26 protein-coding genes, 4 tRNA genes and 1 pseudogene are annotated in these 24,097 nt (G+C 71.0%); 25 read left to right on the plus strand and 6 right to left on the minus strand.

Annotated features, from left to right (window positions below):
* The 10 genes and pseudogenes from ABT381_RS09810 to ABT381_RS09855 form a co-directional block, all read left to right on the plus strand.
* A pseudogene (locus tag ABT381_RS09810) lies at positions 1-531 on the plus strand (NADH-quinone oxidoreductase subunit C); the annotation flags it as partial.
* On the plus strand, positions 528-1,493 hold the full coding sequence (locus ABT381_RS09815) for a complex I subunit 1/NuoH family protein (protein ID WP_031050874.1): 966 nt from the start codon (positions 528-530) through the stop codon (positions 1,491-1,493). The pseudogene ABT381_RS09810 and the gene ABT381_RS09815, both read left to right, overlap by 4 nt.
* On the plus strand, positions 1,494-2,105 hold the full coding sequence (locus ABT381_RS09820) for a NuoI/complex I 23 kDa subunit family protein (protein ID WP_351590443.1): 612 nt from the start codon (positions 1,494-1,496) through the stop codon (positions 2,103-2,105).
* A complete protein-coding gene (locus ABT381_RS09825) occupies positions 2,102-2,695 on the plus strand; it encodes an NADH-quinone oxidoreductase subunit J family protein (RefSeq protein WP_351590445.1) in 594 nt (197 codons plus the stop codon). Before ABT381_RS09820 ends, ABT381_RS09825 begins: the two co-directional genes overlap by 4 nt.
* The gene (gene nuoK, locus ABT381_RS09830; RefSeq protein ID WP_351590448.1) at positions 2,695-3,066 is read left to right on the plus strand and encodes an NADH-quinone oxidoreductase subunit NuoK; all 372 of its coding nucleotides are present in this window, start codon (positions 2,695-2,697) and stop codon (positions 3,064-3,066) included. The genes ABT381_RS09825 and nuoK overlap by 1 nt, the downstream gene beginning before the upstream one ends.
* On the plus strand, positions 3,063-5,096 hold the full coding sequence (locus ABT381_RS09835) for an NADH-quinone oxidoreductase subunit 5 family protein (protein ID WP_351590451.1): 2,034 nt from the start codon (positions 3,063-3,065) through the stop codon (positions 5,094-5,096). The genes nuoK and ABT381_RS09835 overlap by 4 nt, the downstream gene beginning before the upstream one ends.
* A gap of 88 nt (positions 5,097-5,184) precedes the next feature.
* Positions 5,185-6,864, plus strand: a complete 1,680-nt coding sequence (locus ABT381_RS09840; protein ID WP_351590454.1) for a complex I subunit 4 family protein — start codon at positions 5,185-5,187, stop codon at positions 6,862-6,864.
* 2 nt (positions 6,865-6,866) lie between these two features.
* Entirely contained in the window at positions 6,867-8,450 is a 1,584-nt protein-coding gene (locus ABT381_RS09845; protein WP_351590457.1) for an NADH-quinone oxidoreductase subunit N, read from the plus strand.
* A gap of 160 nt (positions 8,451-8,610) precedes the next feature.
* On the plus strand, positions 8,611-9,474 hold the full coding sequence (gene htpX / locus ABT381_RS09850; protein WP_351590460.1) for a zinc metalloprotease HtpX: 864 nt from the start codon (positions 8,611-8,613) through the stop codon (positions 9,472-9,474).
* Positions 9,471-9,863, plus strand: coding sequence for a YccF domain-containing protein (locus ABT381_RS09855; RefSeq protein ID WP_351590462.1), 393 nt, complete (start codon positions 9,471-9,473; stop codon positions 9,861-9,863). Before htpX ends, ABT381_RS09855 begins: the two co-directional genes overlap by 4 nt.
* A 140-nt stretch (positions 9,864-10,003) precedes the next feature.
* On the opposite strand, the gene ABT381_RS09860 is transcribed toward ABT381_RS09855, so the two are convergent.
* Positions 10,004-10,492, minus strand: a complete 489-nt coding sequence (locus ABT381_RS09860; RefSeq protein ID WP_351590465.1) for a YajQ family cyclic di-GMP-binding protein — start codon at positions 10,490-10,492, stop codon at positions 10,004-10,006.
* A 199-nt stretch (positions 10,493-10,691) separates the two neighbouring features.
* Between ABT381_RS09860 and ABT381_RS09865 the strand changes: the two genes are divergently transcribed.
* Positions 10,692-10,773: transfer RNA gene (locus tag ABT381_RS09865), tRNA-Tyr, on the plus strand.
* 67 nt (positions 10,774-10,840) lie between these two features.
* On the opposite strand, the gene ABT381_RS09870 is transcribed toward ABT381_RS09865, so the two are convergent.
* Both ABT381_RS09870 and ABT381_RS09875 read right to left on the minus strand, forming a co-directional pair.
* Positions 10,841-11,503, minus strand: a complete 663-nt coding sequence (locus ABT381_RS09870; protein WP_351590468.1) for an NAD(P)H-binding protein — start codon at positions 11,501-11,503, stop codon at positions 10,841-10,843.
* Positions 11,504-11,660: 157 nt separating this feature from the next.
* Positions 11,661-12,920: an amidohydrolase family protein gene (locus tag ABT381_RS09875; protein WP_351590471.1), complete on the minus strand. Its 1,260-nt coding sequence runs from the start codon at positions 12,918-12,920 to the stop codon at positions 11,661-11,663.
* A gap of 173 nt (positions 12,921-13,093) precedes the next feature.
* On the opposite strand from ABT381_RS09875, the gene ABT381_RS09880 reads away from it, so the two are divergent.
* From ABT381_RS09880 to ABT381_RS09905, 6 genes are all read left to right on the plus strand, one after another.
* Positions 13,094-13,166 (plus strand) — tRNA-Thr (locus ABT381_RS09880).
* 46 nt (positions 13,167-13,212) lie between these two features.
* Positions 13,213-13,285: transfer RNA gene (locus ABT381_RS09885), tRNA-Met, on the plus strand.
* A 90-nt stretch (positions 13,286-13,375) separates the two neighbouring features.
* Positions 13,376-13,540: a 50S ribosomal protein L33 gene (gene rpmG / locus ABT381_RS09890; RefSeq protein ID WP_006604855.1), complete on the plus strand. Its 165-nt coding sequence runs from the start codon at positions 13,376-13,378 to the stop codon at positions 13,538-13,540.
* Between the two features lie 106 nt (positions 13,541-13,646).
* Positions 13,647-14,102 (plus strand): FAS1-like dehydratase domain-containing protein, encoded by a 456-nt coding sequence (locus tag ABT381_RS09895; protein WP_351590474.1) that lies wholly within the window; start codon positions 13,647-13,649, stop codon positions 14,100-14,102.
* Between the two features lie 5 nt (positions 14,103-14,107).
* Positions 14,108-14,542: a MaoC family dehydratase gene (locus tag ABT381_RS09900; RefSeq protein WP_351590477.1), complete on the plus strand. Its 435-nt coding sequence runs from the start codon at positions 14,108-14,110 to the stop codon at positions 14,540-14,542.
* Between the two features lie 125 nt (positions 14,543-14,667).
* A complete protein-coding gene (locus tag ABT381_RS09905; RefSeq protein WP_351590479.1) occupies positions 14,668-15,723 on the plus strand; it encodes a UDP-N-acetylmuramate dehydrogenase in 1,056 nt (351 codons plus the stop codon).
* Between the two features lie 56 nt (positions 15,724-15,779).
* On the opposite strand, the gene ABT381_RS09910 is transcribed toward ABT381_RS09905, so the two are convergent.
* Positions 15,780-16,412 carry an NAD(P)-dependent oxidoreductase gene (locus ABT381_RS09910; protein ID WP_351590626.1) on the minus strand — a complete coding sequence of 211 codons (633 nt, stop codon included), beginning with the start codon at positions 16,410-16,412 and terminating at the stop codon, positions 15,780-15,782.
* 60 nt (positions 16,413-16,472) lie between these two features.
* Here ABT381_RS09910 and ABT381_RS09915 point away from each other — a divergent pair, with 60 nt between their 5' ends.
* The gene (locus ABT381_RS09915) at positions 16,473-17,069 is read left to right on the plus strand and encodes a TetR/AcrR family transcriptional regulator (protein ID WP_351590481.1); all 597 of its coding nucleotides are present in this window, start codon (positions 16,473-16,475) and stop codon (positions 17,067-17,069) included.
* A gap of 45 nt (positions 17,070-17,114) precedes the next feature.
* On the opposite strand, the gene ABT381_RS09920 is transcribed toward ABT381_RS09915, so the two are convergent.
* Together ABT381_RS09920 and ABT381_RS09925 are read right to left on the minus strand one after the other, a co-directional pair.
* Positions 17,115-18,134 carry an adenosine deaminase gene (locus tag ABT381_RS09920; RefSeq protein WP_351590484.1) on the minus strand — a complete coding sequence of 340 codons (1,020 nt, stop codon included), beginning with the start codon at positions 18,132-18,134 and terminating at the stop codon, positions 17,115-17,117.
* A 117-nt stretch (positions 18,135-18,251) separates the two neighbouring features.
* Positions 18,252-19,487: a pyridoxal phosphate-dependent aminotransferase gene (locus tag ABT381_RS09925; protein ID WP_351590487.1), complete on the minus strand. Its 1,236-nt coding sequence runs from the start codon at positions 19,485-19,487 to the stop codon at positions 18,252-18,254.
* 183 nt (positions 19,488-19,670) lie between these two features.
* Between ABT381_RS09925 and ABT381_RS09930 the strand changes: the two genes are divergently transcribed.
* The 7 genes from ABT381_RS09930 to rplL all read left to right on the plus strand — a co-directional run bounded on the left by ABT381_RS09930 (position 19,671) and on the right by rplL (position 24,016).
* Positions 19,671-19,743, plus strand: a tRNA-Trp gene (locus ABT381_RS09930).
* A gap of 111 nt (positions 19,744-19,854) precedes the next feature.
* Entirely contained in the window at positions 19,855-20,151 is a 297-nt protein-coding gene (gene secE / locus ABT381_RS09935; RefSeq protein ID WP_030619976.1) for a preprotein translocase subunit SecE, read from the plus strand.
* Between the two features lie 73 nt (positions 20,152-20,224).
* Positions 20,225-21,127 carry a transcription termination/antitermination protein NusG gene (nusG, locus tag ABT381_RS09940; RefSeq protein WP_351590491.1) on the plus strand — a complete coding sequence of 301 codons (903 nt, stop codon included), beginning with the start codon at positions 20,225-20,227 and terminating at the stop codon, positions 21,125-21,127.
* 176 nt (positions 21,128-21,303) lie between these two features.
* Positions 21,304-21,738: a 50S ribosomal protein L11 gene (gene rplK / locus ABT381_RS09945; RefSeq protein ID WP_030262765.1), complete on the plus strand. Its 435-nt coding sequence runs from the start codon at positions 21,304-21,306 to the stop codon at positions 21,736-21,738.
* Positions 21,739-21,844: 106 nt separating this feature from the next.
* On the plus strand, positions 21,845-22,567 hold the full coding sequence (rplA, locus tag ABT381_RS09950) for a 50S ribosomal protein L1 (RefSeq protein ID WP_351590495.1): 723 nt from the start codon (positions 21,845-21,847) through the stop codon (positions 22,565-22,567).
* A gap of 424 nt (positions 22,568-22,991) precedes the next feature.
* Positions 22,992-23,519: a 50S ribosomal protein L10 gene (gene rplJ, locus ABT381_RS09955; protein WP_351590498.1), complete on the plus strand. Its 528-nt coding sequence runs from the start codon at positions 22,992-22,994 to the stop codon at positions 23,517-23,519.
* A 110-nt stretch (positions 23,520-23,629) separates the two neighbouring features.
* Positions 23,630-24,016 carry a 50S ribosomal protein L7/L12 gene (gene rplL, locus ABT381_RS09960; protein ID WP_351590501.1) on the plus strand — a complete coding sequence of 129 codons (387 nt, stop codon included), beginning with the start codon at positions 23,630-23,632 and terminating at the stop codon, positions 24,014-24,016.
* Positions 24,017-24,097: the final 81 nt, after the last annotated feature.

Here is a 24,097-nt window from a genome sequence, read left to right on the forward strand (position 1 = left end):
GGGGCCGGCCGGGCGGCCGGCGCGGGCCGGGAGGCAGCTGCGGGTGCCGCCGGGGAGCGGCCGGCCCGCCGGACGCGGAGCGTGAGCGCCGGGTCGGCGAGCCAGCAGGCCGCCGCGGCCGCCGAGACGCCCGACTCCAAGGGCGTCGAACCGCCGAAGGACACGGAGGCCCCGAAGGCCGCCGAGGCCGCCAAGGAGGCGGCCGCGGACCCGGCCCGTACGACGGGGCCGACGGCACCGGACACCGCGGCGTCCGCCCCCCGGACCGCTCCGCGCTCTTCGGACGCACCGTGGCACCATGCGCGTCCCGCGTTCGAAGGCGAGCCGTCATCGGAGGGCGAGCCGTCCTCCGGGGACAAGCCGTCACCCGAGGGCGAGACCCCGAAGGCCGAGCCCTCCGAGCCCGCCCCGAAGGCCGAGGGCGGCGCCCGTAAGGACGCACCGGCCGACGACACGGCACGTACCGACGACACCGCACGTCCCCGCGGCACCGACCGCACCGACGACGAGACAGGAGGCGGCCCCGCATGAGTGACACGCTCGCGATCGTCCTCCGCGTCCTCGCCGTCTTCGTGATCTTCCTGGTCTTCCCGCTCGTCATCGGCCAGACCGAGCACAAGGTCATGGCGCACATGCAGGGCCGCCTCGGCCCGATGTACGCGGGCGGCTTCCACGGCTGGGCGCAGCTGGTCGCCGACGGCGTGAAGTTCGCGCAGAAGGAGGACATCGTCCCGGCGGGTGCCGACCGGCGGATCTTCCAGCTCGCGCCGGCCGTCGCCCTGCTGCCGTACCTGCTCGTCCTGATCGCCATCCCGGTCGGCCCGGGCAACGCGGTCGGCCAGGCGCTCGACGCGGGCGTCTTCTTCGTGCTCGCGGTGATGGGCGTCGGCGTCCTCGGCTCCCTGATGGCCGGCTGGGCCTCGGCGAACAAGTTCTCCCTGCTCGGTGGCCTCCGTACGGCCGCGCAGCTGCTGGCGTACGAGCTGCCGATGCTGCTCGCCGCCGCGTCCGTCGCGATGGCCGCCGGCACGCTCTCGCTGCCCGGCATCCTCGACGCCTTCCACTGGTGGTGGGTGCCGTGGCAGATCGTCGGCGGGCTGGTGTTCTTCACGGCCGGGCTCGCGGAGCTGCAGCGCCCGCCGTTCGACATGCCGGTGGCCGACTCGGAGATCATCTTCGGCGCGTACACCGAGTACACGGGGCTGCGCTTCGCGCTCTTCCTGCTGGCCGAGTACGCCGGCATCGTCGTCCTCTGCGCGCTGACCGCCGTCCTCTTCCTGGGCGGCTGGCACGGTCCGTTCGGCGCGGACGGGCTGGGCTGGCTCTGGATGCTCCTGAAGACCGTCGTACTGGCCTTCGGCGTCATCTGGCTGCGGGTCAGCTACCCGCGGCTGCGCGAGGACCAGCTGCAGAAGCTCGCCTGGACCTGCCTCATCCCGCTCGCCCTCGCCCAGATCGCCCTCACCGGCGTCATCAAGGTGGTGATCTCCTAAATGGGCATCCCCGGTTCCGGCCTCGCCAAGGGCCTGGCCGTCACGCTCCGGACCATGACGAAGCGCACGGTCACCGAGCAGTACCCGGACGTCCAGCCCGAGCTGCCGTCCCGCACCCGCGGCGTCATCGGACTGTTCGAGGAGAACTGCACGGTCTGCATGCTGTGTGCCCGCGAGTGCCCGGACTGGTGCATCTACATCGACTCCCACAAGGAGACGGTGCCGCCGGCGGCACCCGGAGGCCGCGAGCGCAGCCGTAACGTGCTCGACCGCTTCGCCATCGACTTCTCGCTGTGCATGTACTGCGGGATCTGCATCGAGGTGTGTCCGTTCGACGCCCTCTTCTGGTCGCCGGAGTTCGAGTACGCCGAGACCGACATCCACGAGCTGACCCACGAGCGCGACAAGCTGCGCGAGTGGATGTGGACGGTGCCGGAGCCGCCCCCGCTCGACCCGGCGGCGGAGCAGCCCAAGGAGATCGCCGCCGCGCAGAAGGCCGCCGACAAGCTGGCGGCCCAGCAGGCCAAGGAGGCCGAAGAGGCGCGCCGGGCCGCATCCGGGGAGTCCGGGGAGCCCGGGGAGTCCGGTCGGGACGCAGGGGAGGAAGCGTGACGCTCGCCGCCGCCAGCCACGGCTTCCTGACGACCAGCGGCGTGGAGATCGCGTTTCTCCTCGTCGGCCTGGTCACCCTCGGCGCGGCCGTGGTCACCGTCACCACCAAGCAGCTGGTGCACGCCGCGCTGTGGCTGGTGGTCGCCCTCGGCGGAATCGCCGTGGAGTACCTCCTGCTCACCGCGGAGTTCATCGCCTGGGTGCAGGTGCTCATCTATGTCGGTTCCGTGGTCGTCCTCCTCCTCTTCGGACTGATGCTGACCAAGGCGCCCATCGGCCGCTCGCCGGACGCCGACTCGGGCAACCGCTGGGCCGCGCTCCTGGTGGCCGTGGCCTCCGCCGCGGCCCTCGTCTGGGTCGTCGTCGACGCCTTCCGCGCGTCCTGGATCGACCTGGACGGCGCCGCCCAGGGCTCCACCGAGGTCTCCGGGCGCAGCCTCTTCCAGCACTGGGTGCTGCCCTTCGAGGCGCTGTCCGTACTGCTGCTGGCGGCGCTGGTCGGCGCGATCGTGCTGTCCCGCAGGAACGGGGAGGGCACCCAGGAGACCGGCCGCGCCGCGGCCCCCGCACGCCGAGAGGGACAGCGCTGATGCATCTCGCCTACCCCGCCGTCCTCGCCGTCCTCCTCTTCTGCGTCGGCCTCTACGGCGTCCTCGCCCGGCGCAACGCGATCCTGGTCCTGATGTCCGTCGAGCTGATGCTCAACGCGGTCAACCTCAACCTCGTCGCCTTCGACGTCTGGCTGCGCGACGCCCTGCACGCCGGCCAGGCGCTCACCCTCTTCACGATCGCCGTCGCCGCCGCCGAGATCGGCATCGGCCTCGCGATCGTCCTGCTCGTCTACCGCAACCGCGGCAGCTCCGACGTCGACAAGCTCACCGACCTCGCCGAGCGCCCCGGAGACGGTACGGACGAGCACGCTCGACCGCAGTCCGACCAGCAGGCGGAGGCCGCCGCGTGACGACCACGACCACCGCCGTCCTCGTCCCCCTCCTGCCGTTCCTCGGCGCCGCCTTCGGCCTCTTCTTCGGCCGCCGCGCGCCCGGCCTCGTACGGCCGCTCTCCGTCCTGCCGACCCTCGCCGCGGCCGTGCTGGCCGTCGTCGTGGCCGCACGGCAGGGCGGGGGAGCGGCGGTCGACGCCGCGACGCAGCTGACCCCGACCGGCTCGGTCCCCATCGAACTGGCCCTGCACATCGACGGCTTCGCCGCCCTGGTGGCGGTCCTCGTCGGCACCGTCGCCACGTGCGTGCAGCTCTACTCCACCGGCTACCTGCGCGACGACCCGCGCTACGCCTCGTACGCCGCGCTGGTCTCCCTCTTCACCTCCGCGATGCTGCTCGTCGTCTACTCCGGCGACCTGATGGTGCTGCTGGTCGGCTGGGAGATCATGGGCATCTGCTCGTACTTCCTCGTCGGCCACTACTGGGAGACCGAGGCCGCCCGGTCCGCCTCCCTCAAGGCCTTCCTGGTCACCAAGCTCGGCGACGTCCCCTTCCTGTTCGGTCTCTTCGCGCTCGCCGCGGACGCCGGCACCTTCCGCATCACCGGCGTACTGAACGCCGTCACCAGCGGCGACCTGCACCACCCGACGCTGATCGCGCTGCTGCTGCTCGCCGGTGTGGCGGGCAAGTCCGCGCAGTTCCCGCTGCACACATGGCTGCCCGACGCGATGGCCGGCCCGACGCCGGTCTCCGCGCTGATCCACGCCGCCACGATGGTCGCGGCCGGTGTCTACTTCATTGCCCGGCTCCTCCCGGTCTTCGCGGCCTCCGCCGCGGCGCTGGTCGTACTCGCCGTGATGGCCGCCGTGACCATGGTCGGCTCGGCGCTCGCCGCGCTCGCCCAGGACGACATCAAGCGGGTACTGGCGTACTCCACGGTCGGCCAGCTCGGCTACATGACCGGCGCGCTGGCCGTCGGTGACCGCAGTGCGGCCGTCTTCCACCTCCTCTCGCACGGCGCCTTCAAGGCGCTCCTCTTCCTCGGCGCCGGCGTGATCATCCACGCCGCCGGCACCAACTCGCTCGCCGCCATGTCGCGGATGCGCGGCCTGTCCAAGCGCATCCCCGACGCCTTCTGGACGGTGACGGTCGCGCTCCTCGCGCTCGCCGCCATCCCGCCGTTCGCCGGCTTCTTCTCCAAGGAAGCCGTCCTCGGCGCCGCCGAGCACGCCGCCGTCGGCGAGGCACATCTCGCGCTCGGCGGGGCACACGGCCACCTCGGCTCCGTGCCGTCCGCCGCCGGCTGGACCGTCCTGATCGCCGGCCTGCTCACCGCCCTCCTCACGGCCGCCTACGCGACCCGCCTGTGGCTGCTCGCCTTCTTCGGCCGCGGCCCGCAGGAGGCCCCCGACCACGGCAAGCAGCCGTTCGCCATGAACGCCGTGCTGTGGGTGCTCTTCATCCCCACCGCCGCGTTCGGCATCGCCGCGCCCGTCCTCCCGGACTGGTTCGACGGCAACGCGCTGACGCCGACCCTGGTCACCTCCGTCCTCGGCACCGGCCTCGCGCTGGCCGGCGCGCTGATCATGTACGGCGCCTGGCGGCATACGAACGCCGTCGCAGCCCGCAGCCCCCTCGGCGCCGTCGCGGTCGACCCGGAAGCCGCCCCGGCGGTCTCCGAGGAAGAGGCCATCGCCAGCCACGCCGCGGCCTACGGGGACAACGCCGGAGCGCCGGACCCTGCCGACCCCGGGCGCCTCCTCCTCGGCCCGCTGCACGCCCCGGCGACCTGCGGCTTCCACCTGGACGCCGTGTACACCGCGCTCTTCGTCCGGCCCGTACGCGCCGCCGCCCGGCTCGTCCGCTTCCTCGACCGCGAGGTCGTCGACACCTACGTGCACGGCGCGGGCACCGGCGCACGCTGGCTGGGCTCGGCCGTCCGCCGGGCACAGACCGGCAACGTGCAGACCTACCTCGGGGCGCTGCTCGCGGGCTCACTCGTGCTGGCCGTCGCCGCCGTCCTCGTCGCTACGGGCACGGGAGCCTGACCATGCCGCAATCTTCCGGGGGACGACCCCCGTACCCCCAGCCGCTGTCCGGGCTCGCCGGAGCCAACACCCTGAGGAGGGCCTGACCATGAGCCACCACGCCCTGCAGATCCTCCTCGCGGGCGTCGTCGTCCTCCCGCTGATCGGCGCGCTCGCGGCGCTGCTCCCGGCCCCGCCCGGCCTGAAGGGCCGCAACCCGGACCAGGCCGTGCTCCGCCACGGCGTGACCGTCACCGGCGTCGTCCTTGCCGCGTCCCTCGCGCTCACGGCCGGCTTCGACCACGGCCACCCCGCCCGGATGCAGGCTCAGACCGATATCAGCTGGATCCCGGCGCTCGGCATCCGTATCCACCTCGGCATCGACGGCATCTCGCTCCCCCTCGTCGTCCTGACCGCGCTGCTGACGTTCCTCTGCGCGCTCTACAGCTACTTCAAAATGCCGGCGGGCCCGTCTCCCAAGGCATTCGTCGCGCTGATCCTCGTGCTCGAGTCCGGCACCCTCGCCAGCTTCGCCGTCCTCGACCTGATGCTCTTCTTCCTCGCCTTCGAGATGGTCCTCATCCCGATGTACTTCCTGATCAACCGCTGGGGCGGCGCGAACAGGCAGTACGCGGCCTGGAAGTTCATCCTCTACACGCTGCTCGGCTCCGTCGTGATGCTGCTGGGCCTCCTCCTCATCGGCCTGAAATCCGGCACCTTCGACATGGTGGCACTCGCCACTGACAACGGCCCGAAATCCCAGCTCAGCCACACGGTTCAGCTCGTGGCCGTGCTCGCGATCGGCATCGGACTGGCGGTCAAGGCGCCGATGTGGCCGCTGCACAGCTGGCTGCCCGACGCCCACACCGCGGCCCCCACCGTCGGCTCGGTCCTGCTCGCCGGCGTACTGCTGAAGATGGGCACGTACGGTTTCGTGCGCATCGCGCTGCCCATCGCGCCGGACGGCATGCACACCTTCGCGCCGTACCTCGCCGCCTTCGCCGCGGTCGGGATCATCTACGGCTCGCTCGCCTGCCTCGCGCTGGCCCGCCGCGGCGCCAAGGGAGACCTCAAGCGCCTGATCGCGTACAGCTCGGTCGGCCACATGGGCTTCGTGCTGCTCGGCATCGCGTCCATGACGCCCACCGGCGTCAACGGCGCGCTCTTCGCCAACATCGCCCACGGCCTCATCACCGGCCTGCTCTTCTTCATGGTCGGCGCGCTCAAGGACCGGTACGGGACCACCGACCTGGACCGGCTCGCCGGCCGGACCGGCGCCGCGCTCTACGGCCGCGCGCCCCGCTTCGGCGGCCTGCTCGCCTTCGGGGCGATCGCCTCGCTCGGCCTGCCAGGCCTGGCCGGCTTCTGGGGCGAGATGCTCGCGATGTTCGGCGCCTTCAAGCCCGCCGACGGCCTCAGCCGCCCCGCCTTCCTGACCTTCATGGCGCTGGCCGGCCTGGGCACCCTGCTGACCGCCGCGTACCTCCTCGTCGTCGTCCGCCGGGTCTGCATGGGCAGCAAGGAGACCGCCGAGCAGGACGCGCTGGCCGCCACCTCGGGCGAGGGCTCGACCGCCGGGGTCACCCCCGGCCCGGCCGCCGCGACCACCGTCGCCACGGCCCCCACCGCGGTCAAGGAGAAGGCCCCCGCCCTCCCCGACATCGCCCCCTACGAGTACGTGGCCTGGACCCCGCTGGCCGCCCTCACCGTCCTCGCCGGCCTCTGGCCCGCGGCCCTGCTGGGCCTCACCGACCCGGCCGTGCAGAACCTCCTCGGAGGCGGTAGCTGATGATGACTGTCCTCGCAGCGAGCGCCGGGAGCGCAGCGGCCGGCGGGACCGCCACGCACGCGGCGGGCGGCGTCACGAGCCTCGTCCAGTCCGTGGACTGGCTCGCCGTCGCCCCGCCCACCCTCGCCGCCGTCTTCGCCCTGATCGTCCTCGTCGCCGATCTCTTCCTCTCCGAGCGCCGCAAGCCGCTCCTCGGATGGATCGGCGTCGTGGGCCTGGTGCTGGCCGGCCTGTCGCTGCTGCCGCTTCTGAAGGGCGACCGCACCACCTTCTGCCTCACCGCGCACCCCGAGGTGTGCAGCTACGAGGCCGACCACTTCGCGATCGTCGTCCAACTGCTGGTCCTCGGCGGCGCGCTGCTCACCGCCCTGCTGTCGGTCAACCCGGTCAAGGACGAGAAGCTGCCCGGCGGGGAGTTCTGGTTCCTGCTGCTGTCCTCGGCGGCCGGTGCCGCCCTGCTGCCGGCCTCCCGGGACCTCGCCACGCTGGTCATCGCCCTCGAAGTGGCCTCGCTGCCCGCGTTCGCCCTCGTGGGCATCAGGCGCGGCGACCGGCTCTCCTCCGAGGCGGCGCTGAAGTTCTTCCTGTCCTCGGTCACCGCGACCGCCGTGATGCTGCTCGGCGTCAGCTTCGTGTACGCAGCCACCGGCAGCCTGCACCTCGCCCAGGTGGCCGAGGCCCTCACCCACCCGGACCCGCAGCTCGATGTGCTGGCCAAGGCCGGCGTCGCGCTCACCCTCGTGGGCTTCGCCTTCAAGACGGCCGCCGCGCCGTTCCACTTCTGGGTGCCCGACACCTACGTTGGCGCGCCGCTCCCGGTGGCCGCGTACCTCTCCGTGGTCGGCAAGGCGGTCGGCTTCTCCGGCCTGATCGTCGTCACCGTCAAGGCGTTCCCCTCGTACAGCGACGTCTGGGGCCCGGTCCTCGCCGTACTGGCCGCGCTCACCATGACGGTCGGCAACGTCGCCGCGCTGCGCCAGCGCCCCGACCGCGCGCACAGCGCCGTACGCCTGCTGGCCTGGTCCTCCGTCGGCCAGGCCGGGTACCTCCTGGTGCCGATCGCGTCCGCCGCGTACGCCGACGACGCCGCACACGCCATCGGGTCCACGGTGGCGTACGCCCTCATGTACGCGGCGGTGAACCTCGGGGCCTTCGCGGTGGCCGCCCTCGTGGCCCGCACGCACCCGGGGAACCGCATCGCCGACTACCGGGGCCTCTACGCCGCGCACCCCGTGTACGCGCTCGCCCTCGGCTTCTTCCTGCTGTGCCTGGCCGGCCTGCCGCCGGGCATCATCGGGCTGTTCGCCAAGGTCACGGTCTTCTCCGCGGCCGTGGACGCGGGCCTGGCCTGGCTGGCCGTCGTGATGGCCGTCAACGTCGTGATCGCGCTCTACTACTACCTGCAGTGGACGGCGGTCCTCTTCCGCGCACCGGAGACCGCCCCCGAGGGCGAGGCCCGGCCCGCCACCCGGCCGCGCATCCCGGCCCCGCTCGCCACCGCGGTCGGCCTCTCCGCGCTCGTCGGCATCGCGCTCTCCGGCGCCCCGCAGCTCGTCCTGCGCTTCGCCTCGGGCGCGCTGCTCTAGCAGCCCCGGAACAGCCCCACCCGAACGGACCAACGCCCCCCTCCAGGGGCCGAGGGAACCACGCTCCGCCGTCTGGCGTTGACCAGAAACGGAGGGTCCACTGAAAAGTGGACACGTAATCGCAAAGGGTTCCCCTGCCGCACGACCTGGAGGGCGTACCGTGCACCGCCGGCACAACGGGCTCAGGACCGCAGTTCTCCTCGGGGGACTGTCCGCGCTCATCATCGTCATCGGCAGCCTGTTCGGCCGTACTGGCCTGGTCGTCGCGGTTCTCGTGGCGCTGGGCACCAACGCGTACGCGTACTGGAACAGCGACAAGCTCGCCCTGCGCGCCATGCGGGCGCGCCCCGTCAGCGAGTTCCAGGCGCCCCAGCTCTACCGCATGGTCCGCGAGCTCTCCACGGCAGCGCGCCAGCCCATGCCCCGTCTGTACATCTCACCGACCCAGGCCCCGAACGCCTTCGCGACCGGCCGCAATCCGCGCAACGCCGCGGTCTGCTGCACGGAGGGCATCCTCCAGCTGCTGGACGAGCGCGAGCTGCGCGGCGTGATCGGGCACGAGCTCAGCCATGTCTACAACCGCGACATCCTGATCTCCTCCGTCGCGGGCGCGCTCGCCTCCGTGGTGATGTTCCTGGTGAACTTCGCCTGGCTGATCCCCATCGGCAGATCGGACGACGACGAGGGCCCCGGGCTGTTCGGCATGTTGCTGATCATGATCCTCGGACCGCTCGCCGCGTCCCTCATCCAGCTCGCCGTCAGCCGCTCCCGGGAGTACGAGGCGGATGCCTCCGGCGCCCGGCTCACGGGCGACCCGCTGGCCCTCGCCTCGGCCCTGCGGAAGCTGGAGTACGGCACGCAGCAGCTCCCGCTGCCGCCGGAGCCGCGCCTGGAGACGGCGAGCCACATGATGATCGCGAACCCGTTCCGGGCCGGCGATGGCCTCTCCAAGCTCTTCTCGACCCATCCGCCGATGCGGGAGCGCATCAGCCGCCTGGAGGAACTGGCAGGGTACACACCGTGAAGACCATCCTGAACATCATCTGGCTCGTCCTGTCCGGCTTCTGGCTGTTCCTCGGCTACGCCCTGGCCGGCGTGATCATGTGCATCCTGATCGTCACGATCCCCTGGGGCATAGCGTCCTTCAGGATCGGCATGTACGCCCTCTGGCCGTTCGGCTACACCACGGTCGAGCGGCGCGAAGCGGGCGCCGCGTCCTGCCTGGGCAACGGCATCTGGCTGGTGCTCGCGGGCTGGTGGCTGGCGCTCGGGCACATCGTCACGGGCATCGCCCTGTGCGTCACGATCATCGGCATCCCCTTCGGGATCGCGAACTTCAAGCTGATCCCGGTGTCGCTGCTGCCGCTGGGCCGCGAGATCGTCCGTACGGACCAGCCCTTCGCGGCCCGCTGAGGCGCCGCTGAAGCGCCACTGAAGCGCCACTGAAGCGCCCGCTGAGACGGCGTCCTTCCGTACGCGGATACGCCGACGGGGCGGCGCGCCGTGCGCGTGCCGCCCCGTCCGGTGTGTCCGTCGCCCCGTAGGCGCAGCGCCTACCGGTAGTTCACGAACTGGAGGGCGAAGTCCAGGTCCTTGCCCTTCAGGAGCTGCTGGACGGCCTGCAGGTCGTCGCGGCTCTTGGAGGACACGCGCAGCTCGTCGCCCTGCACCTGCGCCTTGACGCCCTTGGGGCCCTCATCGCGGATGATCTTGGCGACCTTCTTCGCGTTCTCCTGGGAGATGCCCTCCTCGAGCGACGCGAAGATCTTGTACTCCTTGCCGGAGGCCTGGGGCTCGCCCGCGTCCAGCGCCTTCAGCGAGATCCCGCGCTTGACCAGCTTGGACTGGAAGATGTCGAGGACGGCCTTCACGCGCTCCTCGGCGTTGGCGCGCATCTCGATCTTCTCGCCGGACCAGGCGATCGAGGCGTCGACGCCCTTGAAGTCGTACCGCTGCGAGATCTCCTTGGCGGCCTGGTTGAGGGCGTTGTCGACCTCCTGCCGCTCGACCTTCGAGACGATGTCGAAACTGGAGTCGGCCATGTTGAGTTGGCTCCTCGTACGTAGATCAGTCAGGGACGCGGCCCGTCCGGGACCGCCCCGCAAGCCTAGCCACCCGGGCAGCGGCCCGGCCGTGATCGGGGTGCGCGGAACCGAGTGGCGGACCACCCCCTGCCATCGGGTATGGTTTACGTCGTTGCCACGGAGCACCGCCCAGGCGGGATTCCCGGCAGCGATCCCAGGCGGTGTGCCCGAGCGGCCAAAGGGAGCAGACTGTAAATCTGCCGGCTCAGCCTTCCCAGGTTCGAATCCTGGCGCCGCCACAGGAGAGCGAAAGGCCCCCACGGAAGTGGGGGCCTTTGCGTGTTTGCTGGGCGGTTGCTCGCGGGCTCAGCCGCTCGCCGCGTTCCGTACCGCGTCCTCGACCGGTACGTCGCCGCCGATCAGCTCCAGTGTCCGGCCGGCCGTCTTCGGCTCGTCCAGCAGGGCCACCAGTACCGCCGCCACGTCGTCCCGGGTGACGTCGCCCCGGCCGGTCGACTCCTCCAGCCGCACCCGCTCCGTGCCCGCGTCGTCCGTCAGCCGCCCCGGGCGCAGGATCGTCCAGTCCAGGCCCGCCCTGTCCCGTACGTCCGCGTCCGCCGCGCCCTTGGCGCGCAGATAGGCGGCGAACACCGGGTCCGTGCCCTCGGGCGGCTCGCGGTCCGCTCCCATGGAGGAGATCACCAGGAACCGCCGTACGCCCGCGGCCTCGGCGGCGTCGGCGAACAGCGTGGCGGCGCCCCGGTCGACGGTCTCCTTGCGTTCGGCGCCGCTGCCCGGGCCCGCGCCCGCGGCGAAGACCGCGGCGTCCGCGCCCTCCAGATGCCGTGCGACCTCCCCGACCGTGGCCGTCTCCAGGTCGCACACGACCGGTTCGGCGCCGGCGGCCAGGAGAGCCCCGGCCTGCTCGGGCCGCCGGACGATGCCCGCGACGTCGTCCCCGCGCGCGTGGAGCAGCCGCTCCAGCCGCAGCGCGATCTGACCATGTCCTCCTGCGATGACAATGCGCATGATCCCGACCGTACGCCCGCGCGCCGCGGGCCGGGCGCCGAAGCCCCGCACACGCCGCCGGGTGAGGGCGTTCCACGCCATCCGGCGCACAGCGCGTACGCGGAGCGCGTCCGAAAAGCCCGCGCCCGCGCGGATGTCCGAAAGCCCGCGCCCGCTCTCAGCGTTGCGACTGCCGCGGCAGTTCCAGCGCCACCGTCGCCTCCGAGTCGCAGTACTCGCGGACCGCGCTCGTACGGGCCACCACCCGCCCCCGGTGGACCACGATCCGGCTGTACGCCAGGGACAGCGCGGCCGCGATGCCGTCGCCGCGCACGGCCAGCAGCTCGGCGGGGAAGCCCGCCTCCACGCGGACCTCCGGGAGGCCGAGCGTCTCCCGCGCCGCCGCGCTCACCGCGTCGTACGCGCCCTCCGGGCTCGCCTCGCCGCGCGCCGCCAGCAGGTAGGCGGCCTCCAGCGGATCGGCCCGGCCGACCGGGTTCGCCGCGTCCCGGAGCGCGCCGCTGCCCGCCGTGACGCGCACCCCGGCCGCCCGCAGCAGCCGCACCGGCGCCGGGCCCGTCACCTGCGAGGACGGCCGTTCCAGGCCCGCACAGTCGCCCTGCGGCAGGCAGACGACCGTGACCCCGGCCGCCGCCAGCTGCTCCGCTGCGCGCGCGGCCACCCGCCACGGCATCCGGGCCAGCCCCGCGCACGGTCCGATGGCCACGCCGGGCCGCAGCCCGCCGGCCATCGCCGCCAGCCGGCCCAGCCGGGCCGGGTCGTCCCCGTCCGTATGCAGGTCGACCGCGCAGCCGAACTCGGCGGCCAGGTCCAGGACCGTCTCCGCATAGCCCGCAGGGTCGGGGTCCAGGTCGGGGCAGCCGCCGAGCACCGTGGCGCCCATCTTCACGGCGTCCCGCAGCATCGCCCGCGCGTCCGCGCCCGCCGCGCCGGTCAGCAGCCGCGGCACGGCCACCGCGGTGAGGTCGGCGAGCCCGTGCAGGGTCCGCCGGGCCTGCAGTACGGCCCCCAGGGAGCGCAGCCCGGAGACGTCCCCGATCCGTACGTGCGTCCGCAGCGCGGTCGCCCCGTGCCCGAGGTGCAGCAGCGCCGACTCCGTGGTGCGGCGCTGCACGTCGTCCGGGTCGTCGGAGGCGGGCCCGCCGCAGTCGGCGGTCAGCGCCGTGTCGCAGTGCGCGTGCGGTTCGGCGGGGGCCGGCAGCAGCAGGTAGCCGTGCAGGTCGATACGGGGCCCCTGGGTGTCGAGGCTGCCGGTCGTGCCGACCGCCTCGATGCGCCCGCCGCCGAGCCGTACGTCCACCGTCCGGCCGTCGGCCAGCCGGGCGCCGCACAGCACCAGGGAGCCCGCGTCGGGCCGCTCGGACCGGCCGGACCCGTGCGGCTTCCCCGGCTTCGGCTGCTGACTGCTGTCGGCCATCGCGCTCCTAGGGGGTGCAAGATCACGCAGCGTGGTCCGAGCCTAGGGCGCGGTACGGGCGCCTTCGAGCAGGCGCGGAATAGTCGTACCGGTGTGGTGTACGAGGCAGTTGTGGCGACGGGCCGATACGGATTTCACGTTTGGCTGTCGGCCGTGTAATGTCTTCATCGCTCGCCCCAATAGCTCAGTCGGCAGAGCGTCTCCATGGTAAGGAGAAGGTCTACGGTTCGATTCCGTATTGGGGCTCTGGTGTGTGAGGTACTCACCTTCGGGTGAGTCCCACTCGCATCACAGCGGTGTAGCTCAGTCGGTAGAGCAAGCGGCTCATAATCGCTGTGTCACCGGTTCAAGTCCGGTCACCGCTACACACAGTAGCCGATTGTGGGGTCGGTCCTCCGATCGGCTACTATTCATGCGTTAATCCGTCCAAACTTGTTCGTCCAAGGAGCACTCACGTGGCTGCCACCGACGTCCGCCCGAAGATCACGCTGGCCTGCGTGGAGTGCAAGGAGCGGAACTACATCACCAAGAAGAACCGGCGTAATGACCCGGACCGTCTTGAGATGAAGAAGCACTGCCCCCGTTGCAACTCGCACACCGCGCACCGCGAGACGCGATAACAACAAAGGCACTGCTCAGATAAGCAGTTACTACGAGGCCGCCCCCACATTAGGGGGCGGCCTCGTAGCGTTGGAGCCCGCGTGACACCCCTGGAGGTTGCGAGCCATGGCGCTCGACCAGTCCTTTGTCGGACGGACGTACCCGCCCACCGACCCGTATGAAGTGGGCCGCGAGAAGATCCGGGAATTCGCCGAGGCGATCGGTGACGCGAACCCGGCGTACACGGACACCGAAGCCGCCAAGGCCCTCGGCCATCCCGATGTGATCGCCCCGCCGACCTTCGTCTTCGCGATCACCTTCAAGGCCGCGGGGCAGGTGGTCCAGGACCCGCAGCTGGGTCTGGACTACAGCCGGGTGGTGCACGGCGACCAGAAGTTCGCCTACACCCGTCCGGTGCGCGCCGGCGACCGGCTGACCGTCACCTCCACCATCGAGTCGATCAAGTCCCTCGCGGGCAACGACGTCCTCGACATCCGGGGCGAGGTGCACGACGAGGCCGGTGAGCACGTGGTGACCGCGCTCACCAAGCTGGTGGCCCGCGCCGCCGATGAGGAGGCCTGACAGCGATGACCGCGAAGATCTCTTACGACGACGTCGAGGTCGGCACGGAGCTGCCCGCACAGTCGTTCCCCGTGACACGCGCCACTCTTGTCCAGTACGCGGGCGCCTCCGGCGACTTCAACCCGATCCACTGGAACGAGAAGTTCGCCAAGGAGGTGGGCCTCCCGGACGTCATCGCGCACGGCATGTTCACCATGGCCGAGGCGGCCCGCGTGGTGACGGACTGGGCCGGTGACCCGGCCGCGGTGGCCGAGTACGGCGTGCGCTTCACCAAGCCGGTGGTCGTGCCGAACGATGACCAGGGCGCGGTGATCGAGGTGTCGGGCAAGGTCGCGGCGAAGCTGGACGATGACGCGCGGACGGTGCGGGTCGACCTGACGGCGATGAGCGCGGGGCAGAAGGTGCTGGGGATGTCGCGGGCCGTGGTGCGGCTCGCCTGACGTCGTCTGTGGTGCGGGTGGGTGGTAGCGGCGTCCCGCCGTCGGGGTTCCGCTGTGCCCACCCGTTCCGCCCCAGCGGAACGACTGCCCACAGCGGCCGGGGTGTGCGCCCGTACTCTTGAGGGGTGCAGGTACTTCAGGATGCTCCCCTTGCCCCTCTGACCACCTTTCGGCTCGGCGGGACGGCCGCGCGGCTCGTCACGGCCACGACCGACGACGAGGTGATCGCCGCCGTCCGTGCGGCCGACGCGAGCGGCACCCCGCTGCTGATCATCGGCGGCGGCAGCAACCTCGTCATCGGCGACAAGGGCTTCGAGGGCACCGCGCTGCGCATCGCGACCCGCGGCTTCGACCTGGACGGCACGGCGCTGACCCTGGCCGCCGGTGAGAACTGGTCCGAGGCCGTGGCCCGTACGGTCGAGGCGGGCCTGGCGGGCGTCGAGTGCCTGGCCGGCATCCCCGGCTCCGCGGGCGCCACGCCGATCCAGAACGTGGGTGCGTACGGCCAGGAAGTGTCGGCCACCATCACCGAAGTGATCGCCTTCGATCGCCAGGCGGACGAAACGGTGACGCTGACGAACGCCGAGTGCGACTTCTCGTACCGGCACAGCCGCTTCAAGGAGCACCCCGACCGGTACGTCGTGCTGCGCGTCCGCTTCGCCCTGGAGGACGCGGGCGGCCTGTCCGCGCCCATCAAGTACCCCGAGACGGCCCGCGTGCTGGGCGTCGAGGCAGGCGACCGGGTGCCCGCCGCGACCGCCCGCGAGACGGTGCTCAAGCTGCGCGCCGGCAAGGGCATGGTCCTGGACCCGGAGGACCACGACACCTGGTCGGCGGGGTCCTTCTTCACCAACCCGGTCCTCACGGCCGAGGAGTACCGGGAGTTCGTCGACCGGGTGCACGAGCGGCTCGGCGCCGATGTCATGCCGCCCGCCTTCCCCACTGGGGACGGGCGTACGAAGACGTCCGCCGCCTGGGTGATCGACAAGGCCGGCTTCACCAAGGGGTACGGCGAAGGCCCGGCGCGCATCTCCACCAAGCACACGCTCGCGCTCACCAACCGGGGCGCGGCGACGACGGAGGACCTGCTCGCGCTGGCCCGTGAGGTGCGCGACGGAGTGCGCGCGGCCTTCGGGGTGACGCTGGTGAACGAGCCGGTGATGGTGGGCGTCGGCCTCTGAGGCGCGCGGCGCCCGAGAGGCGGCCTTCGCGCGGCCCCGTAGGCCACGCCCGCGCCCTAGTAGGCCACGCCCACGCCCTGCTTCACCGTCGCCGGGTCGCCGGCCATCGCGAGCATCGCGTGCGCCACGTCGGCGCGCGAGATCGTACGGCCGCTGCGCGGGGTCCCGCCGACGGCCGTGCGGTACGTGCCGGTCAGCGGTCCGTCGGTCAGCTTCGGCGGGCGTACGGCCGTCCAGTCCGTCGCGGAGCGGGCCAGCTCGGCCTCCATGGCGGTGAGGTCGGTGTAGATGTCCTTCAGGAGCGCGCCGATCACCGCCCGTAGGGCGCGGTCGAGACGCGGCTCGCCCTCGGGGACGGGGCCGACCGGCGCAGCGCTCACCACGAGGAGCCGCCGTACGTCCGCCGCTTCCAGGGCGCGCAGTACGGGAACGGTCACCCGGGTGGCGGTCCCCGCGTCCTTACGGGAGCGCGCGCCCAGCCCGGAGAAGACCACGTCCCGCCCCGCCACCGCCGGGCGCAGCGTCTCGGGGTCCGCGAGGTTCGCCCTGAACACCTCCAAGCCCGCCCCCGAGACCGTCAGCCGTGCCGGGTCGCGGACCACGGCCGTCACCTCGTGACCCGCCGCCAGCCCCTGCCTGACGATCTCCTGACCGATGCCACCGGTCGCCCCGAAGACCGTGAGCTTCAGCGTCATGATGTCCGCACCTCCTGAGGTGGGTAAGTATTCACTCACCCTTAGGGTGAGTGAATGCCCACCCAGAAGTCAACGCCCGCCAGGATCCTCGACGCCGCCCATGAACTGCTGCGCACGACCGGCCTCGCGCGCACCACCACCAAGGAGATCGCGCGCGCCGCCGGCTGCTCCGAGGCGGCGCTCTACAAGCACTTCGCGAACAAGGAAGAGATCTTCGTACGGGTACTGAAGGAGCGGCTGCCGGGCGTCGGCCCGCTCCTGGAGGAGCTCACCGCCGACCCGGGGGAGCGCACCGTCGAGGAGTGCCTGACCGCCGTCGCCCGCCGGGCCATGGACCTCTACGCGCAGACGCTGCCGATCGCCGGCTCGCTCTTCGCCGAGCCCGCGCTGCTGCGGAGGCACCGGGAGGGCCTGGCGGAGCTCGGCACGGGGCCGCACGAGCCGCGCGACCAGCTCGCCCGCTACCTGCGCCGGGAGCGCGACCGCGGGCGTATCCGCGCCGACGCCGACCCCGAGGCCGCCGCCGCGCTGCTGCTCGGCGCCTGCTTCCAGCGCGCCTTCTTCACCGCCTTCTCGGAAGGCACGGCGGCGGAATCCACGGGTGACTTCGCCGCGGAGGCGGCCCGGACGGTCCTCACAGGCATCGGCTGAGGGCTACGGAGTACCGAGTGCGGAGTACGGAGGACGCGCGGCGCCTCAGTCGGCCAGCCATGCGTCGATGTCCGCCAGCATGCGCCGCCGCTCCTCCAGGGGCGCGCGCGAGCCGCGTACCGACTGCCGGGCCAGCTCGGCCAGTTCGGCGTCCGAGAAGTCGTGGTGCTCGCGGGCGATCTCGTACTGCGCGGCCAGCCGGGCCCCGAAGAGCAGCGGGTCGTCGGCGCCGAGCGCCATCGGCACCCCGGCGTCGAACAGCGCCCGCAGGGGCACGTCCTCGGGCTTCTCGTACACACCCAGCGCCACGTTCGAGGCCGGGCAGACCTCGCAGGTCACCCCGGAGTCCGCGAGCCGCTTCACCAGGTACGGGTCCTCCGCCGCCCGTACGCCGTGCCCCACCCGGCCCGCGTGCAGGTCGTCCAGGCAGTCCCGGACGCTGGCGGGGCCCGACAGCTCGCCGCCGTGCGGCGCGGCCAGCAGCCCGCCGTCCCGGGCGATCGCGAACGCCCGGTCGAAGTCGCGCGCGAAACCGCGCCGTTCGTCGTTGGAGAGGCCGAAACCCACCACCCCGTGGTCGGCGTAGCGCACGGCCAGCCGGGCCAGTGTGCGGGCGTCCAGGGGGTGTTTCATGCGGTTCGCGGCGACCAGGACGCGCATTCCGAGACCGGTCTCGCGGGAGGCGGTCGCCACCGCGTCGAGAATGATCTCCATAGCCGGGATCAGCCCGCCCAGCCGGGGCGCGTACGAGGTGGGGTCGACCTGGATCTCCAGCCAGCGGGAGCCGTCGCGGACGTCCTCCTCGGCCGTCTCGCGCACCAGCCGCTGGATGTCCTCGGGTGATCTCAGGCAGGACCGCGCGATGTCGTACAGCCGCTGGAAGCGGAACCAGCCCCGCTCGTCGGTCGCCCGGAGCCTCGGCGGCTCGCCGCTGCTGAGCGCCTCCGGCAGGTGGACGCCGTACTTCTCGGCGAGCTCCAGCAGGGTCGGTGACCGCATGGACCCGGTGAAGTGCAGATGGAGATGGGCCTTGGGCAGCAGACGGAGATCTCGGACACGCACCATTCCAGGATCTTGCCGCACGCGACCGCCGATCCGGTAGGCCCAGCCTCGAACGAAGGATTGTGTGAACATGCGAACGGCGGGTTTCGGACTGATCCGAAACCCGCCGCTCCGCGTGCCTTACTTCGCCTCGGCCAGCAGCTTCTGGATGCGCGACACGCCCTCGACGAGGTCCTCGTCGCCCAGTGCGTACGAAAGACGCAGGTAGCCCGGGGTGCCGAAGGCCTCGCCCGGGACGACCGCGACCTCGGCCTCCTCCAGGATGACCTCGGCCAGCTCGACGCTGGTCTGCGGCCGCTTGCCGCGGATCTCCTTGCCGAGCAGACCCTTGACCGAGGGGTACGCGTAGAACGCGCCCTCGGGCTCGGGGCAGACGACGCCCTCGATCTCGTTGAGCATCTGGACGATCTTCCGGCGGCGGCGGTCGAAGGCGACCTTCATCTCGTCGACGGCCTTCAGGTCGCCGGAGACGGCCGCGATGGCGGCGGCCTGGGAGACGTTGGCGACGTTCGACGTGGCGTGCGACTGGAGGTTCGCCGCGGCCTTGATCACGTCCTTCGGGCCGATCACCCAGCCCACCCGCCAGCCCGTCATGGCGTACGTCTTGGCCACGCCGTTGACGACGATGCACTTGTCGCGCAGCTCGGGCACGACGACCGGCAGCGAGCTGAACTCGGCGTCGCCGTAGACGAGGTGCTCGTAGATCTCGTCCGTCATGACCCACAGGCCGTGCTCGGCGGCCCAGCGGCCGACCGCCTCGACCTGCTCGCGGCTGTAGACCGCGCCGGTCGGGTTGGACGGCGAGACGAAGAGCACCACCTTGGTGTTCTCCGTGCGGGCCGCCTCCAGCTGCTCCACGCTGACCCGGTAGCCGGTGGTCTCGTCGGCCACGACCGGGACCGGGACGCCGCCCGCGAGCTGGATCGACTCGGGGTAGGTGGTCCAGTACGGGGCCGGGACGATGACCTCGTCGCCCGGGTCGAGGATCGCCGCGAACGCCTCGTAGATGGCCTGCTTGCCACCGTTGGTCACCAGGATGTTGGCGGCCTCGACCTCGTAGCCGGAGTCGCGCAGCGTCTTCGCGGCGATCGCGGCCTTGAGCTCGGGCAGGCCGCCGGCCGGCGTGTAGCGGTGGAACTTGGGGTTGCGGCAGGCCTCGACGGCGGCCTCGACGATGTAGCCGGGCGTCGGGAAGTCGGGCTCACCGGCGCCGAAGCCGATCACCGGGCGCCCGGCGGCCTTGAGGGCCTTCGCCTTGGCGTCCACGGCCAGCGTGGCGGACTCGGAGATCGCGCCGACGCGGGCCGACACACGACGCTCGGTAGGGGACTGTGCGGGAGGAGTAGCAGCGCTCATACCTGCATCGTCGCAGACCGCCCGGGCGCCCGGCACGGCGGTTTGGCGCGGTCGGCCCGGGGGTTTCCGTTCGACGCCCGGCCGCGGAGCACGTACACTCGACCACCGTTGGCTCCCCGACGGGTCGTCGGTGGCCGCGCACACAGTGCACCGGTCACATGCTGTAGGTTGGGGAAACCACAAAGGGTCGTAGCTCAATTGGTAGAGCACTGGTCTCCAAAACCAGCGGTTGGGGGTTCAAGTCCCTCCGGCCCTGCTACACGCACTTGATTCACCAGGGTGCGTGCACGCGTACGTAAGGCAATGCACCGCCGTGCGGGCTCTACCGGGCGCGGCACGGCCACGACCCGGATTCAGGTGAGGACGAGTGACGGACGCCCTGGGCTCCATCGACATGCCTGAGCGTGGCCGTTCCGATGACGACGCGACCGAGTCGAAGAAGAAGCCCCGCCGCGGAGGTAAGCGCGGCAAGAAGGGCCCCCTCGCCCGGCTCGCACTGTTCTACCGCCAGATCATCGCGGAGCTCCGTAAGGTCGTCTGGCCGACGCGGAACCAGCTTTCGACGTACACCACCGTGGTGATCGTCTTCGTAGTCATCGTCATCGGTCTCGTAACCGTGATTGACTTGGGAATCAAGGAAGTCGTCGATTACGTCTTCGCCTGATCCCGCGATGGGCGCCTGAAGCGGGCGCCCGTTCGCATGTTCAACCCCTTGAAGCCAGGAAGAAGCAGCCACAGTGTCTGACCCGAACCTGAACGAGCCCGCCGAGCCCGTCGCGGCGGCGGCTGCCGACGTCGACGCGGCGGCTACGGCCGAGGTCGAGGGCGACACGGCGTCGACCGAGGACCAGGACGCGCAGCAGATCGTCGAGGGCGCCGACGTCGTCGACGAGCTCGACGCCGAGGACGCTGCCGCCGGTGAGGCCGCCGAGGAAGCCGCGGTGCGCACCGAGTCCGCCGAGGAAGCCGACGAGGCCGAGGCCACCGACGAGGTCGCCGAGGAAGCGGCCGAGGCGGAGCCGGTGGACCCGATCGCGGCGCTGCGTGAGGAGCTGCGCGGCCTGCCCGGCGAGTGGTACGTCATCCACACGTACGCGGGCTACGAGAAGCGCGTGAAGGCCAACCTGGAGCAGCGCGCCGTCTCGCTCAACGTCGAGGACTTCATCTACCAGGCCGAGGTGCCCGAGGAAGAGATCGTCCAGATCAAGAACGGCGAGCGGAAGAACGTCCGTCAGAACAAGCTCCCGGGCTACGTGCTCGTGCGCATGGACCTGACGAACGAGTCCTGGGGCGTTGTGCGCAACACCCCGGGCGTCACCGGCTTCGTGGGCAACGCCTACGACCCGTACCCGCTCACGCTGGACGAGATCGTCAAGATGCTCGCCCCGGAGGCCGAGGAGAAGGCCGCCAAGGAGGCCGCCGAGGCCGAGGGCAAGCCGGCGCCGCAGCGCAAGATGGAGGTCCAGGTACTGGACTTCGAGGTGGGCGACTCGGTCACCGTCACCGACGGTCCGTTCGCCACGCTGCAGGCCACGATCAACGAGATCAACGCCGACTCGAAGAAGGTCAAGGGCCTCGTCGAGATCTTCGGCCGCGAGACCCCGGTCGAGCTGAGCTTCGACCAGATCCAGAAGAACTGACCTCGTCAGGACACCCTGGAGCAACCGCTTCCGAACAGGTCAGGCAGGCCCTCAGGGGCCGCCTGACCTGCTCGGTTTTAGGCCGCACCTCTATACCCGTTATCGTTGTGCGGTATGCCTCCATCCGGATGACCGGATGGTCGGCTGGAAACTCTCACTAGGACCCGGAGAGAGCAATGCCTCCCAAGAAGAAGAAGGTCACGGGGCTCATCAAGCTCCAGATCCAGGCCGGTGCCGCTAACCCGGCTCCGCCGGTCGGCCCCGCGCTGGGTCAGCACGGCGTCAACATCATGGAGTTCTGCAAGGCCTACAACGCCGCGACCGAGTCGCAGCGCGGTTGGGTCATCCCGGTGGAGATCACGGTCTACGAGGACCGTTCCTTCACCTTCATCACGAAGACCCCGCCGGCCTCCAAGATGATCCTGAAGGCCGCGGGCGTGGAGAAGGGCTCCGGCGAGCCGCACAAGACCAAGGTCGCCAAGATCACGGCCGACCAGGTCCGCGAGATCGCCACCACCAAGATGCCCGACCTGAACGCCAACGACCTGGACGCCGCGTCGAAGATCATCGCCGGCACCGCCCGTTCCATGGGCATCACGGTCGAAGGCTGATCGAGCCTCGTCGCACCAACGTGGCAGGGCCAGGCGCTGGCCCGGACCACGACTCCACCTGCCAGGCGGCACGAGCCGCATGGCGTAACTGCATTCAGGAGCAGCAGTGAAGCGCAGCAAGACTCTTCGCAACGCGGACGCGAAGATCGACCGGGAGCGTGTGTACGCCCCGCTCGAGGCCGTCCGTCTCGCCAAGGACACCTCCTCGGCCAAGTTCGACGCGACCGTCGAGGTTGCCATGCGTCTGGGTGTCGACCCGCGCAAGGCCGACCAGATGGTCCGTGGCACCGTGAACCTCCCGCACGGCACCGGTAAGACCGCCCGGGTCCTGGTCTTCGCGACCGGCGACCGTGCTGCGGCCGCGGAAGCCGCCGGCGCCGACATCGTCGGCGCGGACGAGCTGATCGACGAGGTCTCCAAGGGCCGCCTGGACTTCGACGCCGTCGTCGCCACGCCGGACCTCATGGGCAAGGTCGGCCGCCTCGGCCGCGTGCTCGGTCCCCGTGGTCTGATGCCGAACCCGAAGACCGGCACCGTCACCCCGGATGTCGCCAAGGCTGTCACCGACATCAAGGGCGGCAAGATCGAGTTCCGCGTGGACAAGCACGCGAACCTCCACTTCATCATCGGCAAGGTGTCCTTCGACGACACCAAGCTGGTGGAGAACTACGCCGCGGCGCTCGAGGAGATCAACCGCCTCAAGCCGTCCGCCGCCAAGGGCCGGTACATCAAGAAGGCCACCATCACCACCACGATGGGCCCCGGTGTCCCGCTGGACGCCAACCGCACCCGCAACCTCCTCGTCGAGGAGGACCCGGCCGCGGTCTGAGCCTGACGGCTCGCGCGTACGCGTGAGGCCGGGCCTCGCATCGACTTTCGGTGCGGGGCCCGGCCTTTTTGCGTACGGCCGTGAGGCGGGCTGCGCGGCGCTGTACGGGCCTTGGCGGGGCGCCTGAGGGCGCATCGTGGCTGGCTCCCACAGCGGGGTTGGGCCGGATTTGCCATGGCCTCGGCCGTTCGCGTACCTTAACCAGGAAGCCAAAGACCGCTGGTTGTCTCTGTACGCCCGTCCGGGTGTGCGGTGGCCGAAGGATCCGCTAGCTGCGGACGGCCTGCGCAGGTGTGAATGAGGATGAACTCCCGGAACGGATTCCGTGCCCGGTCGAGTCACGCCCCGTGCGCCTGCGCCGGGGCGTTTGTTTTGCCCAGCCCCTTCTGCGCGGTCCTCATCACCCGGAAGGAGGCCGAGGCTCATGGCAAGTCCCGACAAGGTCGCAGCTGTCGAGGAGATCACGGACAAGTTCCGTAACTCCAACGCCGCTGTCGTCACCGCGTACACCGGACTTACTGTCGCGCAGATCAAGAATCTGCGTCGTTCGCTCGGTGACAACGCTCAGTACCGTGTGGTGAAGAACACGCTGACCAAGATCGCGGCCCAGGAGGCCGGGATCTCCGTGCTGGACGAGCACCTCGTGGGCTCGACGGCCGTCGCCTTCGTGACCGGTGACCCGGTCGAGGCGGCGAAGGGTCTTCGTGACTTCGCCAAGGAGAACCAGAACCTCGTCATCAAGGGCGGTGTCTTCGAAGGGAAGGCGCTGTCCGCCGACGACATCAAGAAGCTTGCGGACCTCGAGTCCCGCGAGGTTCTGCTCGCCAAGCTGGCGGGTGGCATGAAGGCGTCCATGGCCAAGGCCGCGGCGACCTTCCAGGCCCCCCTCACGAAGTTCGCCCGCACCGCGGACGCGCTTCGCAGCAAGGCCGAGCAGGGCGGTGCCGAGTAATTCGGCTCGCACATTGACCGCCGCCTGAGGCGACGGTCGAAAGCGGGCCCAACGTACGCCCGCCGACATGTACATCCGGCACCAGCCGAATTAGTGGAAGGACCGCCACCATGGCGAAGCTCAGCCAGGAAGACCTGCTCGCGCAGTTCGAGGAGATGACCCTCATCGAGCTCTCCGAGTTCGTGAAGGCCTTCGAGGAGAAGTTCGACGTCGAGGCTGCCGCCCCGGTCGCCGTTGCCGCCGCCGGTGCCCCGGGCGCCCCGGCCGCCGAGGCCGCTGAGGAGCAGGACGAGTTCGACGTCATCCTCACCGGTGCGGGCGACAAGAAGATCCAGGTCATCAAGGTCGTGCGTGAGCTGACCTCCCTGGGTCTGAAGGAGGCCAAGGACCTCGTGGACGGCACCCCGAAGCCGGTCCTCGAGAAGGTCGCCAAGGACGCCGCTGAGAAGGCCGCTGAGGCCCTCAAGGGCGCCGGCGCCTCCGTCGAGGTCAAGTGACCTCTGTCAGTCGCTGACTGAACACCTCCGGGCCCCGGGCGAGTACCGGGTCCCGTGCCAAGGGCGATCACCCATGCGGGT

The sequence above is a fragment of the Streptomyces sp. NPDC000151 genome (assembly GCF_040301705.1).
Lineage (GTDB): Bacteria > Actinomycetota > Actinomycetes > Streptomycetales > Streptomycetaceae > Streptomyces.